This is a genomic window from Daejeonella sp. JGW-45, assembly GCF_029360805.1.
In the GTDB taxonomy this organism is placed as follows: domain Bacteria; phylum Bacteroidota; class Bacteroidia; order Sphingobacteriales; family Sphingobacteriaceae; genus Daejeonella.
Window position 1 is genome coordinate 297,252 of record NZ_JARKNC010000002.1, and the last position, 13,893, is coordinate 311,144.

11 protein-coding genes are annotated in these 13,893 nt (G+C 44.1%); 6 read left to right on the plus strand and 5 right to left on the minus strand.

All coding sequences use genetic code 11. From position 1 onward, the window contains the following. Positions 1–34 precede the first annotated feature (34 nt). The 3 genes from P2W76_RS04445 (at position 35) to bioD (ending at position 2,300) form a co-directional block, all read left to right on the plus strand. Positions 35–505 (plus strand): hypothetical protein, encoded by a 471-nt coding sequence (locus P2W76_RS04445; protein ID WP_276346319.1) that lies wholly within the window; start codon positions 35–37, stop codon positions 503–505. 65 nt (positions 506–570) lie between these two features. Further along, on the plus strand, positions 571–1,692 hold the full coding sequence (locus tag P2W76_RS04450; RefSeq protein WP_276346320.1) for an 8-amino-7-oxononanoate synthase: 1,122 nt from the start codon (positions 571–573) through the stop codon (positions 1,690–1,692). Then, entirely contained in the window at positions 1,689–2,300 is a 612-nt protein-coding gene (gene bioD, locus P2W76_RS04455) for a dethiobiotin synthase (protein ID WP_276346321.1), read from the plus strand. The genes P2W76_RS04450 and bioD overlap by 4 nt, the downstream gene beginning before the upstream one ends. A 65-nt stretch (positions 2,301–2,365) precedes the next feature. Here the strand turns inward: bioD and P2W76_RS04460 are convergent, their stop codons facing one another. After that, entirely contained in the window at positions 2,366–3,757 is a 1,392-nt protein-coding gene (locus P2W76_RS04460) for a RagB/SusD family nutrient uptake outer membrane protein (protein ID WP_276346322.1), read from the minus strand. A gap of 11 nt (positions 3,758–3,768) precedes the next feature. Then, positions 3,769–6,756: a TonB-dependent receptor gene (locus P2W76_RS04465; protein WP_276346323.1), complete on the minus strand. Its 2,988-nt coding sequence runs from the start codon at positions 6,754–6,756 to the stop codon at positions 3,769–3,771. Positions 6,757–7,163: 407 nt separating this feature from the next. Between P2W76_RS04465 and P2W76_RS04470 the strand changes: the two genes are divergently transcribed. After that, entirely contained in the window at positions 7,164–8,054 is an 891-nt protein-coding gene (locus P2W76_RS04470) for a 3-hydroxybutyryl-CoA dehydrogenase (protein WP_276346324.1), read from the plus strand. A 151-nt stretch (positions 8,055–8,205) separates the two neighbouring features. Here the strand turns inward: P2W76_RS04470 and argS are convergent, their stop codons facing one another. Beyond that, entirely contained in the window at positions 8,206–9,984 is a 1,779-nt protein-coding gene (gene argS, locus P2W76_RS04475; protein ID WP_276346325.1) for an arginine--tRNA ligase, read from the minus strand. A gap of 28 nt (positions 9,985–10,012) precedes the next feature. Beyond that, a complete protein-coding gene (gene rocF / locus P2W76_RS04480) occupies positions 10,013–10,960 on the minus strand; it encodes an arginase (RefSeq protein ID WP_276346326.1) in 948 nt (315 codons plus the stop codon). A gap of 104 nt (positions 10,961–11,064) precedes the next feature. Here rocF and P2W76_RS04485 point away from each other — a divergent pair, with 104 nt between their 5' ends. Both P2W76_RS04485 and P2W76_RS04490 read left to right on the plus strand, forming a co-directional pair. After that, positions 11,065–12,447: an arginine decarboxylase gene (locus tag P2W76_RS04485; RefSeq protein WP_276346327.1), complete on the plus strand. Its 1,383-nt coding sequence runs from the start codon at positions 11,065–11,067 to the stop codon at positions 12,445–12,447. Between the two features lie 187 nt (positions 12,448–12,634). Beyond that, positions 12,635–13,168, plus strand: coding sequence for a DUF695 domain-containing protein (locus P2W76_RS04490; protein WP_276346328.1), 534 nt, complete (start codon positions 12,635–12,637; stop codon positions 13,166–13,168). Here the strand turns inward: P2W76_RS04490 and P2W76_RS04495 are convergent. After that, positions 13,165–13,884 (minus strand): RluA family pseudouridine synthase, encoded by a 720-nt coding sequence (locus P2W76_RS04495; protein ID WP_276346329.1) that lies wholly within the window; start codon positions 13,882–13,884, stop codon positions 13,165–13,167. The genes P2W76_RS04490 and P2W76_RS04495 overlap by 4 nt on opposite strands. Positions 13,885–13,893 lie beyond the last annotated feature (9 nt).

Consider the following 13,893-nt stretch of genomic DNA (forward strand, 5'->3'; position numbering starts at 1 on the left):
ATCTTATCTATCCATATAAATAACCAATATAGATATGAAAAGATTAATGGTAACAGCGGCTTTAGTAGCCAGTTTGATCACAGTAGGATATTCGCAGGATAAGCCTGAAAGAACGCGTACAGAAGGACAACGACCGGAAAGGCCGCATGTAGATGGACAAAGGCCGGAACGCACCAGGCTTGAGCGTCAGGAAAGAACCCCTGAGCAGCGTGCACAGATGGCGACAGATGCTTTAGAAAAGAAATTAAGCTTAACAGCAGATCAGAAAGCTAAAGTTTACGCTTTAAATCTGGAACGTGCTGAAAAGATGGAAAAGGCGATGAAGTCTGAGCGTGAATTCCGTAAAGCTCAAATGGAGAAACAACGGTCACTAATGGCTGAAAGCGATAAGAAGTTAGCTAAGATCCTGACTGAGGAACAGCAAAAGTCTTATGATGAGATGAAAAAACAATCACGTGAAAGAATGAAATCCCGCCATAGCGGTCCTCGAAGCAGGGTAAAATAATTTCCACCGAACTATTGATTAAAGCGGCCTCATTCAGGCCGCTTTTCTTATTTTTAGCAAAAAATATGAGGGTGGTTCATGATTTTATTGCAGAAAGTCTGAAGCGGCGTGAAATTGACAACTCCTTACGTTCATTGAGAACCGAAAGCGGGTTGATAGATTTCTGCTCAAACGACTACCTGGGCTTTGCGAGATCGGCAGAGCTAAAAGAACTCTTTAAACACGAATTAGAAAAATACCCCGGGTACCAGCTCGGTGCTTCAGGATCACGGCTTATCACCGGTAATAGCCAGTTTTCCGAAAGCCTCGAAGCCCGCATATCCCAATACCACCACGCAGAAGCTTCCCTCCTTTTCAACTCTGGTTACGACGCCAATGTGGGATTTTTTTCCTGTATCCCTCAACGGGGTGACACCATCATTTGCGATGAATATATTCACGCCTCTATCATTGACGGTGTCCGTCTGAGCCACGCCACACGCTTTGTCTTCCGGCACAATGACCTTACCAGTCTTGAAGAAAAATTAAGGGCATCCAGGGGCAGAATCTTTATCGCGGTTGAAAGCGTTTATTCGATGGATGGCGATGAGGCGCCCCTGAAGGGGATCTGTGACCTCGCTGAAAAATTTGGTGCTGCGGTTATTGTGGATGAAGCCCACGCAGTGGGAATGTTTGGAGACCGCGGACGGGGAATTACCGATCAACTCGGGTTAAATGACCGCGTGTTTGCAAGGGTGGTCACATTTGGAAAAGCCCTGGGCGTCCATGGCGCTGCCGTCCTGGGCAGCGCAGAACTCCGGACCTATCTAATTAATTTTTCACGCTCCTTTATTTATACCACAGCGGCGCCATTCTTAAACCATTTAGGGGTAAAGGTCGCTTATGATTTCCTTAATGCACATGACCACCAGTCGGAACTTTATAAACGGATAGATCTTTTCCATTCGCACATCAGAAAAGATCTCGGGCTTATACCCAGCAGGTCTGGTATACAAGCATTGCTGGTGCCTGGTAATTCACGGGTTAAGGATATGGCCCTACTGATACAAACTAGCGGCTTCGACGTACGGCCTATATTGACTCCTACTGTACCGGCCGGCTCGGAGCGCTTACGTATCTGCCTGCACAATCATAACGCTATGGCTGAAATCGCAAGCCTTTGTGAGATTATTAATAGCAACCTATGAAGCACAAACCAATCTTCGTCAGTGGAATCGGAACTGGTATAGGAAAAACGGTAACTTCTGCCGTGTTAGTGGAAAGCTTACAGGCAGACTACTGGAAACCGGTGCAGTCCGGAGATCTCGACTTGACAGATACTGATCGGGTAAGGGCACTTGTTTCCAACGGCAAGTCGTTATTTCACGCGGAGGCATATCGCTTAACACAACCCTTTTCCCCTCATAAATCAGCTGCCTTAGATAATATTTCAATCAGCATGGATGCGATAGTGTTGCCTCAAACCGACAACCGGCTTATTATTGAAGGTGCCGGGGGATTAATGGTTCCGCTAAATGAAACGGATTTGATGGTAGACCTGATTCAGAAACTGGATGCAGAGGTTGTGCTGGTATCGCAAAATTATTTGGGCAGCATCAATCACACCCTTTTGTCGTTGGAGCTATTAAAATCGAGAAATATCTCATTAAGAGCTTTAGTGATCTGCGGTGAAGAGAATAAAGACTCGGAGAATATTATCAGGATAAAATCCGGCATAGAAATACTGCATATCCCTTTCTTTGAACCGCTGAATAAACAAGTAATTAGCAGTTTCTCAAAAGAATTTGTTTTGTAGAAAAATTAAGGCAATAAAAAAGTCCCGCAAATTGCGGGACTTTTTTTATCAGTAGCATATCCGGATTAAAATCCAGGATTAGGAACTAGATTTTTATTATTATCAGCCTCACGCTGTGGAATTGGAAGAATAGTCTTCTGACCACCAAAAGCCGCTAATGGATTTCCTGCTCTAAGGTTTTGCTTATAACGAAGCATATCCATTCTTCTGAAGCCTTCGAATGCCAGTTCTTTTCTTCTTTCAAGAAGAACCGCATCGATAGTTGCTTGTTTAGTTAACGGAGCAACAGGAAGCAGGCCAGCTCGGTTTCTAAAGTAATTTACTATCCCAATTGCTTCTGCATTAGGCAACGCACTTGTTTGTGCCAGAGCCTCAGCCAGGATCAGATAAACCTCTGTAATTCTGATCGTAGGAGAATTATCAGAATTGGTAACCGCATCAGGGAATTTGTTTGTGAAAACACGTGATAAACCATCTGCCGCAGTACCTGTTCTCTTAAGAGCAAAACGCTTGTCAGCTGGCTCAGCGTTGTAGGCTGCAGTCAAACTTGCAGAGAAAGGCGCATCGCCACGGCCGCTAACGTTAGTCGGGCTAAAGTATGAAGCCCAGCCGCCTGAACCTGTACGTCCATTGTCTACAGCAGAGTTTTGGATAGCTAATACATCTTCGCTGGTATTCTTATCGTAGAATGTATAGTCTGTTGCACGTGCATAAGGACCGGCTATTGCAGCACGCGCCGCCGTGATAGCATCTGCCCATTCTTCACGGTACAATGCGATTCTTGCTAACAAAGCGTTTGCTGCACCTTTAGTAGCGCGACCAACACCATCAGGATGAGTTGGAGGCAATGCTGCCGCTGCTTCTGTCAGGTCTTTCTTGATCTGAGCATGTACCTCATTAACAGTAGCTCTTGAAGGATATGTAATCTCTCCCGTGAAATCTTCCAGAACTAACGGAACACCTAAATTGGTTCCGCCGCTGACCTGGAATGGTTGAGCAAAGAGATTAGTTAATTGCAAATAAGCCAGGGCGCGCATAAACTTAGCTTCTCCCACGTACTGGTCTTTTTCAGCCTGAGTCAATCCCGGAACTGCTCCAATCTTTGCAATAATCTTATTTGAACGAGTAACAACACGGTAATGAACTAACCAAAGGTCGCGGATGCTGGAATTGGTAGAAACCGTAGTAAAATCCCTTAACTCCTGAAGAGTCGGGAATGATCCCACAAATTCAACGTTGTCTCCCATGTACTCCTCGATAAGTTGAGGCATAGAGCCTTGAAATTCAAGAGTCTGAGCGGTGCTATACAGTCCTAAGACCGCACTTTTCGCTGTGGAAGCATTGTTAAAAATTACCTCCTCCGTCAAATCCTGTTCGGGAGTTAGCGCTAACTCATCTTCACATGAACTTAGTGAAAATGCGAACGCTGTAATTGCTATAATATATTTTAGTTTCATTATTTCTTTATTTAAAACCCTAAGTTAATACCAAACGTCCAAGACTTAGCTTGAGGAAGTGCAAAGAAGCTTTCGCCCATTACAAGGTTATTTGCACCATTTGCTGATACCTCAGGATCTGGTCCGCGGAAATCTTTGTTTTGGATAGTTAATAGATTTTGTCCCAGTGCATAGATTCTGGCAGAACGGATCACTTTTGACTTAGCCAATACAGACTCAGGAAGGTTGTAACCTAAAGTGACAGTCTTAAGTCTCGCATATGAACCATCCTGTACCTGATTGCTTGATAATTGGTGATAGGTTAAACGTGTTGGGCTGTTCAGGCGTGGTGCAAACGCATTGTCGCCAGCTGCTTTCCAGTAATTTAACAGATCAGTGCTTTTGTTATACGATCCTGTTCCAAAGTTTTCTGTAAAACGAAGTCCGTCAATAAGAACTTTATTTCCATAAGCGAAGTTAAAAAACGCGCTAAGGTCGAATGACTTATAACGGAAGGTATTTGTAAAACCACCGGTGAAATCAGGATCAGCCTTACCAACGATCACACGGTCGGCCTGAACCGGAGTTGTAGTTACACTTCCGTCCTTTTTAAACCATTCAGCATCTCCGGTTGCAGGGTTGATACCTTTGTATTTAATTACATAGAAAGTATTTCTTGACTCACCTACAATAGCTCTTTGAGCGGTTGAACCTATTTGAAGGAAGTTTCTGCCGTTTTCATCCTTGTTCTCAGGCAATGATAATACAGTGTTCTTGTTAAACCCAATATTGAAACTTGTGTTCCAGCTAAAGTTTGTGGTTTTAAAATTCTGGCTGCCAATTGTGAATTCCCAGCCCCTGTTCCTCATCTCACCTACGTTCTGGGTTGCAGAAGCAAAACCAGTAGTGTAAGGGTAAGGAACACTAGCCAATAGACCTGAGGTTTCTTTGTTATAGAAATTAACCTGAAGATCTACAGCATTGAATAGTCTTGTTGTTAAACCGATGTCAAACTGTGCAGTTTCTTCCCAGCTTAAGTTAGGGTTAGCAACACGGCTAGGGATAGACGCAGAAGCATCATTATAAGCCTCGCCGGCAGCAAATGTACCCAGGTAATCGTAGTAACCGATCTGATCATTTCCTGAAGTACCATAACTTGCTGTTAACTTAAGGAATTGAGCAAATTTGCTATCCTTGTTAAAGAAGCTCTCGTTTGACAAAATCCAGCCTCCTGATAAAGCGTAGAATGTACCGTACTTGTTATTCTGTCCGAAACGTGAAGATCCATCTCTTCTTACCGTTCCTTCGAAAAGGTACTTGTCATCATAAGTATATCCTAAACGTGCGAACTGAGATTCAAGAGCCCATTCCTGAGCAGTCTCTGATGCGGTCAGCGGAGTCGAAGCAGAACCAATATTTGGAAGATCATCACTGGCAAAACCTTGTCCTTCAAATAAGCCGCTTGTATATCTGGCTTTTTCAAAAGAATAACCTAACAATCCGCTGAATGAATGTTTTTGTCCGAAGATCTTATTGTAGCTCAGGGTATTCTGAGTTAACCATTTATTATCACCTCTTCTTGAGATATAACCATAACCACCCGGTGTGAACACATCAACCTCACGGTATTTTTCATCGAACAGAACGTTATCAATACCCCAGTCAGTTTTGAATGTTAAGCCGCTTGTAATATCAAATTCACCGTAGGCATTACCTGTATTACGAACAGAGTTAAGTTTATTAAAACCAGTTTCTTCAAGACCAATTACGTTTTGTACGAAACCTGTGTTTACAAAATTACCAGCAGCATCGTAGGGAACAACGTACGGTAATTGAAGATAAGCAGCAGTCAATGGTGCATAAGTACTGTTCTCAGCACCTATACGGTCAGAATTAACACGCGCAAGATTGTAGTTAACGCCAAATCTTAATTTATCGCTGATATTGTGGTTAAAGTTGAAACGTCCTGACAAACGCTCAAGGTCGTTACCCAGGGTATAGCCTGATTCATCAGAGAAAGTACCACCAACAAAGTATCTTGTTTTCTCATCACCACCTGAAGCGTTAGCGTTGAAATTATTAACAATACCAGTTCTAATAACTGCGTCAGCCCAGTCAAAACTTGTTGTAGGGTAAGCAGGGACAGCCGTTCCGTTGGCTGTAAGGTATTCCCTGCGGAAGTTACGCCACTGATCTGCAGTCATGTACTTTAAGATATCTGTTGGCTTAGAAGTACCAGTGTAATAATCGACGTTGATCTTCGTAGCAGAGTTATTTGCTCCCGATTTAGTTTTGATCAATACTACACCATTTGACCCCCTTGAGCCATAGATAGATACAGCCGCTGCATCTTTAAGAACAGTCATACTCTCAATGTCATTCGCATTGATATTCAATAATGGGTTAAGACCGGCACCGGTTGGAGCTCCCTGCTCTTGAGTATAGTTACCTGTGTTCAATGGCACACCGTCGATAACGTATAAAGGCTGTCCACCTGCACTTAATGACGAACCTCCACGAATAGTAATAAATGAAGACGCACCAAGGATACCTGATGAATTTACCATGTTAACACCGGCAGCCTGTCCCTGAAGAACTTGCTGAGGACTTACTACTACCTGGTTCTTAAAGGATTCAGAGTTTACCGTAGAAACAGATTGCGTACTTAAAGCCCGGCTCTGAGCACCGTAACCAACTACAACAACCTCTGAAAGCTGCTTAGCATCAGTTACCAGGCGAACATCTACCCTGTTGTTAGCCCCGATAGTTACTTCCTGAGCTACGAAACCTATATAGGTAAACGATAACACTGAAGCATTCCCAGGAGCATTGAGCGAGAAATTCCCGTCTGCCCCCGTGGTAGTGCCGGCAGTTCCGCCCTTAACGCGCACGGACACACCGGGTAGAGGCAAACCGTCATCAGCTCCTACTACTCTACCAGTGATAGTCTTATTCTGAGCCATTGCACTTGTAATTGCGAATAGCCCTAGCAATAAGAAAGCTAGTAATTTTCTTTTCATTTGAATATGTTTTAATTAATTAATTGGTTATCTACCCGCATAGGCTGGGGTATTAATGCGCAAGATTACCTGTTTTTGCCCGAAATGCATGTATTTGATATGTAACAATAATGTAACAAAAGTGTTGCAAATGCGATTGTATTCAAATAATATACAACTTGTTTGTATCTTTTTTGATTTTTCAAACTAGTGAACTTTAACTAGTTAGGAATACCCTAAAAAAATCCTTTGCCTTTTAATTAATTTGCGAAACAAGTTTGTTGCAGAGGTGTTTTTACTTCACAAGAGCTTCTGCTTGAAAAACCAGCAATGCAAAGAGTTCCTGAGAAAGAGGATGTTTTTTTACCGTTGCCGCGCAGTAACAAACTAAATTCTGCCGATATTGTCCGCTCACTTATAATATCATTATGAATCTTATTTCGGTTATCGGGTCTGGTACGATGGGGAATGGAATAGCTCACACCTTCGCTTTGGCTGGTTTGCGGGTGAACTTAATTGATATTTCCCAGGAGAAACTCGAACAGGCGTTAGATACCATAACGCTTAATCTCGGGCGACAGGTTAGCAAGGGGGCAATCAGCGAAGCCGAAAAAAACACCAGCCTGGGTAACATCGAGGTTTTTACAGAGATGGAAAAGGGGGTGGCAGATGCGGACCTGGTAATTGAGGCGGCTACGGAAAATTTGTCGGTAAAACTGAATATTTTTAAAGAACTTGACAGACTCTGTAAGCCCGAAGCAATTTTGGCGTCAAACACATCCTCTATTTCTATCACAAGGATCGCAGCAGAAACAAATCGTGCTGACAAAGTGATTGGTATGCATTTCATGAACCCGGTACCTGTTATGAAACTGGTTGAGGTGATCCGGGGATTTAAGAGTTCTGATGATACCACGAAAGCCATTATGGATATGGCAATCAGGATAGGCAAAATACCTGTCGAAGCACATGACTATCCCGGATTTGTAGCTAACCGCATCCTGATGCCAATGATCAATGAAGCCATATTTACGCTTCACGAAGGTGTTGCAGGTGTTACAGAAATTGACACCGTAATGAAGCTCGGGATGGCTCATCCCATGGGACCGCTGCAACTTGCTGATTTTATTGGTCTCGATGTATGCCTGGCTATTATGAATGTATTGCAGGAAGGTTTTGGAAACCCCAAATACGCCGCGTGCCCTCTTCTTGTAAACATGGTTACTTCGGGGCAGCTAGGAGTTAAGTCAGGGTCGGGGTTCTATGACTATAGTGGAGAGAATAACGAGCTGGTTGTTTCAAAGAGATGGACGACGTGATCAGCGGTCAGTGACCAGTGACCAGTATTCGGTAACACCTTATCGACATAGGTACGCTTGCAACTGATTACTGATTACTGATTACTGATTACTGATTACTGATTACTGATTACTGATTACTGATTACTGATTACTGATTACTGATCCCCCCTCACATCCTGTCCGGAACCAAAATCCCAAGCAATCCCATACTCTTACTAATGACCGAGGCCGTTGCTGATGCCAGGTCCAGCCTGAAATTCCTGACCGCAGCATCATCTGCCTTCAGAATGCTTTCTTCGTGATAGAATTTGTTAAACAGCTTAGCTAACTCGAATACATAGTTCGCAATTTGCGCCGGACTGTATTCCTTTGCTGCCGCAGCTATTACCTCAGGGTATTTTGCAAGATCAACGATCAGTTCCTTCTCCAGAGCCGTAAGCTTTTGAGGATAGTCTTGCGTAAGCCTGCCCTGGTACAAGGCTTTTGAAAGTACCGACCGGATTCTAGCGTGGGTATATTGAATAAATGGCCCGGTATGCCCCTGGAAGTCTATAGATTCATTCGGATCAAACAGCAAACGTTTTTTCGGCTCAACTTTAAGCAGGAAGAACTTAAGCGCTCCCAGTCCGATCATCTCGTAAAGCCTGGCTTTTTCTTCTTCAGTAAAACCCTCTACCTTCCCTAACTCCTCAGTCCGGTCTTTCGCAGTCTGGATCATCTCATCCATCAGATCGTCAGCATCGACAACTGTACCTTCCCTCGACTTCATCTTTCCCGAGGGCAGATCAACCATTCCATAAGAAAGATGGAACAGCCCCTTCGCCCACGACTTACCTAGTTTATCAAGGATCAGGAAAAGCACTTTAAAGTGATAGTCCTGCTCATTCCCCACCACGTAAATAGACTCATCCATTTTAAAGTCGTCATATTTAAGCTGTGCGGTCCCAAGGTCCTGGGTTATGTACACCGAAGTACCGTCGGCACGAAGAACCAGTTTCTGATCCAGTCCGTCGGCGGTAAGGTCTATCCACACCGAACCATCCTCCTTCCGGAAGAAGACACCGCTTGCAAGGCCTTCGTCAATTATGTCTTTACCGAGAAGGTAAGTATCAGATTCATAATAATATTTCTTAAAGTCAACACCCAATCTTTTATATGTTTCTCCGAAACCTTCGTATACCCAGCCGTTCATCCTGGCCCAAAGCTCTTTTACTTCCGGGTCATTTGCCTCCCATTTCAAAAGCATTTCCTGCGCCTGCTTAATGACCGGGGCATTCTTTTTTGCCTCTTCCTCGGTCGCTCCGGATGCAAGGAGTTCCGCTATCTGCTTCTTATACTCCCTATCGAAAACCACATAATACTTTCCAACCAGGTGGTCGCCCTTTAGCCCGCTTGTCTCTGGCGTTTCCTTATTTCCGAACTGCTGCCACGCAAGCATCGACTTGCAGATGTGAATACCACGGTCGTTCACGAGGTTAGCTTTGATAACCTCGTAGCCATTGGCCGACAATATTTGGGCTACTGAATATCCAAGCAGGTTATTCCTGACATGGCCCAGGTGGAGCGGCTTATTAGTATTAGGTGAGGAATACTCGACCATTATCCTTTTTCCGCTGGGCTCAGATTGGCCGTAGTTGCTGTTAATAATGGTGTTTAACAAGCGGTCAGTCCAGTATGCGTCGGCAATGGAGAAATTCAGAAAACCTTTAATTACGTTAAAATCAGTTACTTCATCGATATGGTCCTTGACGTATTCACCGATCTCAGCACCTGTTTGCTCCGGGGTTTTCCGGGAAAATTTTGTAAATGGAAACGTTACAGCCGTTATTTGCCCTTCGAATTCTCTCCTGGTTTCCTGTATAACGATCTTATCGGCTTCAATTTTCGTACTGTAAAGTGAGCCTACCGCGTCTATAATATTACTGATTATCTTCTGTTCTATGGCCATATCATCCGGGCGCCTGCCCTATCGTATTCTAAGCATTAACTATAGCATCGCTTGCGCGCTGCAGAATTTCGAAAGCATTTTCAGACATCAGGTTATCTTTATCCAGCGTGGGGTTCACTTCCGAGATCTCGAAACAACAAACTTTTTTATTAGTCACCAGCCTGCTCACCAAATCACCAGCCTCTCTGATCGTCATGCCGCCGGGAACAGGGGTACCTGTCCCTTTTAAATGGGACGGATCGAGGGAGTCTACATCAAAAGAAATATAAATAAGGTCGCAATGAGAGAGATATTTCAATGCGTCATCCGCAATCTTGCCTGCACCCTCCTCCCGGATATCTGCAACCCGGAATATCATAACCTTATTCTTTTCCAGGAGGTATTTTTCCTCCTTTTCATAATCACGCAGGGCGATATAAACGAGGTCCGCATAACCGATCTTAGGCGCAATATTTCCGATATTCTTTAACTGGTACCAGTAATTCAGCGTTTCCTGATCAGGCTTATTAACACGGCAATCCAGGTTATCTTCATCCAGCAATACCGCAATTGGCATCCCATGCATATTACCCGATGGAGTGGTGTATGGTGAATGGATATCGGAATGAGCATCTACCCAAATTACCCCGACCTTCAATTTAGGAAAGGCCTTCCGGATACCTGATACGGTGCCTGCCGAACAGCTGTGATCTCCGGAAAGAAGAACGGGGAACTCTTTATTCTGAAGTGTCCTGCAAACCTCGTCTGCGATACGCTCCGTCATTGTAAGCACACCCGAAATCCGCTTTGCATGGGCGCTTCCGGACGACTCCAGGAGCAGGTGGTTTTCATTCGGAACCTCGGTGATCTTGTGCTGCTTAAAATACCTGCTGCCGACATCCAGCGCAGCGATCTTAATTGCATCACTGCCCAAACTGGATCCCCTCGTTCCTGCCCCTAATTCAGATTTAACCTCTAAAATTCTTATTTCACGCATGATCCTGCCTTGCCCAAGCTTTGCACGGGCAGGCGTAAAATTTTACGCCACCCTATGTGTTCTATGCTATATGCTTTTTATATCTTTGCCAAAATTATAAAAAAATGCAGAGTTACGCGGAGTTTCTTGATTTAAGCGTTGGTTTCCCTCAGGATGGTTTTGATATCATCGATGACGAACTATATTTCCACGATCTTAACCTCATGGAAATGATAGAAACCTATGGTTCGCCCCTTAGGTTTACCTACCTTCCCATCATAAGCAAGAAAATACAACAGGCTAAGCTTCTGTTTCAGACTGCTATTGTAAAAAACAATTACCGCGGAAGTTATAAGTATTGCTACTGTACAAAAAGCTCGCATTTCAGACATATTGTAGAGGAAGCACTGAAGAACGACATTCACCTCGAAACGTCCTCCGCCTTCGATATGCCCATGATCGATGCGCTTGAGAAAAAGGGAGTACTGAACAAGGATATCACAGTTATCTGTAACGGATTCAAAACCTTTCAATACAAACAATACATCATTGACATGCTTCATGATGGATTTAAGAATATCGTTCCCGTACTGGATAATAAAGAAGAGTTCAATATATATGATGACGAGCTGGACATTCCCTGCAATCTTGGGATGCGTATCGCTGCTGAAGAGCAGCCGGATTCACAGTTCTATACATCCAGACTTGGCATCAGGCTTGAGGATATAATCGATTTCTACAATCATAAAATAGCCCAGAACCCTAACTTCAAAGTTAAGCTTCTGCACTTCTTTATTAATTCTGGAATTTCAGATACTCCCTACTACTGGAATGAGCTCGAGAAGTATGTGACCCTTTACTGCAAGTTTAAAAAAATAAATCCTGACCTGGATACGCTTGATATCGGGGGCGGGATGCCGTTTAAGGATTCGCTGGTTTTCGACTTCGATTATGAGTACATGGTAAATGAGATCGTGAAGCGTATTAAAGAGATCTGCGCAGAGCATGATGTTATTGAGCCGGATATTATCACTGAGTTCGGGAAATATACTGTTGCTGAGGCTTCGGGAATATTATATAAAGTACTGGGCCGTAAACAACAGAACGACCGGGAAAAATGGCTGATGCTTGACGGTTCTTTTATTACAAACCTGCCTGATGTCTGGGCATTGAACCAGAAATACATCCTTGCCCCGGTTAATAACTGGGATTCTGAATACGAACGCGTTAACCTGGGCGGCATTACCTGCGATGGTCAGGATTATTACAGCCAGGAGGCCCATATGAACAACGTTTTCATGCCAAAGACACGGAAAGTCCAATATCTGGGATTTTTCCATACCGGGGCTTACCAGGAAGTACTTAGTGGTTATGGTGGGATACATCATTGCTTGCTGCCTTCACCTAAACATGTGATCATTCGCCGCAACCGCGATGAGACTTTTAACTTTGAAGTATTTGGTGAGGAGCAGAATAGTAAGCAGGTGTTGAAGATATTGGGATACTAACCGGTTGTAGAATTTTTAACGCCCGCCCGGATGAATACCGTTCGGACGGGCAGAGGGCGCAAAGGTTTTCGCAAAGGTCGTAGAGTACCAGCTTGACCCTTATAAGGCGTTATAAAAACTTTGCACTCTTTGCGTGTACTCTGCGTCCTCTGCGTTTAAATAAACGCGTAGTATAATCTTATCATTCATGAAAAATATTTGTCTTTTAATGTTATGCGCCTTACCATTCACATCCTGCTCGCAAAGCAATCAAAAAGAAACGGTTAGTCCGCCAATAACCCAGACAAGCCTTCCTGACACTTTCACTACGCTCAAATTTGAGTTAGACGGCAAACCCTGCATGGCGGTGATCAACAACAAGTTCAAAGATTTCAAAGGAAAAGCAGAATATTCGCTTTCGCTGTTCTTAACGGTAAAAACCATTGAGAAAGATGCTAACGGACATCCCACTGAAAAGGAATCCGTGTTATTCCATGAACTTCAGGCCAGGATTATGAAGGACCTGGGCCTGATATTACCCTATTGCCATACAGGAACTACAACCATGAATGGCTACAGAGACATCCTGTTATACATCAGTCCGTCAGACCAGGACAAAGCAATAGCTGTCCTAAACAAGATAAAGCAGGAAAATCCGCGATTCGAATCGTACACTTTCGAACCGGATCCGGAGTGGGAAGCAGTCGCTTCCTTCTATGAAGCAATTCCGGCGAAGAATTAGGAATCAAACTTATCAAGCAATTTGACAAGTGTCGCAAAATCTTTGGGGTACGGCGCCTCGAAGGTCATTTCTGTGTTCTCGTCAATTTTGAAGCTCACCTGCCTGGCATGTAAAGCAAAACGTTTCATAACCGGCAGTTCCTCCTGATCTTTCCCGATCCGGTAGCTGCGCTTTATCTGCGACAATAGAACAGGCTGCCCGCCATACATCTCGTCTCCCGCGATATTAGCTCTTTGCGAGGCCAGGTGGATCCTGATCTGGTGCATACGCCCGGTTATGGGCCTGCACTCTACAAGTGTATAATGTTTATAGTATTTGAGCGTGTTGAAGATCGTCACCGCCGGCTTTCCTTCCTGCCGGCTTATAGCCACATTTTTTCCGCCAAGATTTAAGATCGGCAGGTCAACATGAAGGTCTTCGAAAACGTGGGTGCCGTTAATAATCGCATGATAAACCTTATTTACCTTTCGATGCTCAAACTGCATTGACACCAGACGATAGGTCTCAGGATTCTTGGCGATTATCAGAGCTCCCGAGGTTTCCCTGTCCAGACGGTGGCATATCTGTGCATCAGCAGAATATTGCTTCGCTAAACGCAGCAAATTTATCTCCCCGCCTTCCCGGTCATCGAGCGAGCTTAAAAAGGCAGGCTTATTGACAACGATCAGATTGTCATTCTCAAAAATAATCAGGTCTTCGAACTTTGGAAACTTCACGGGAACGGG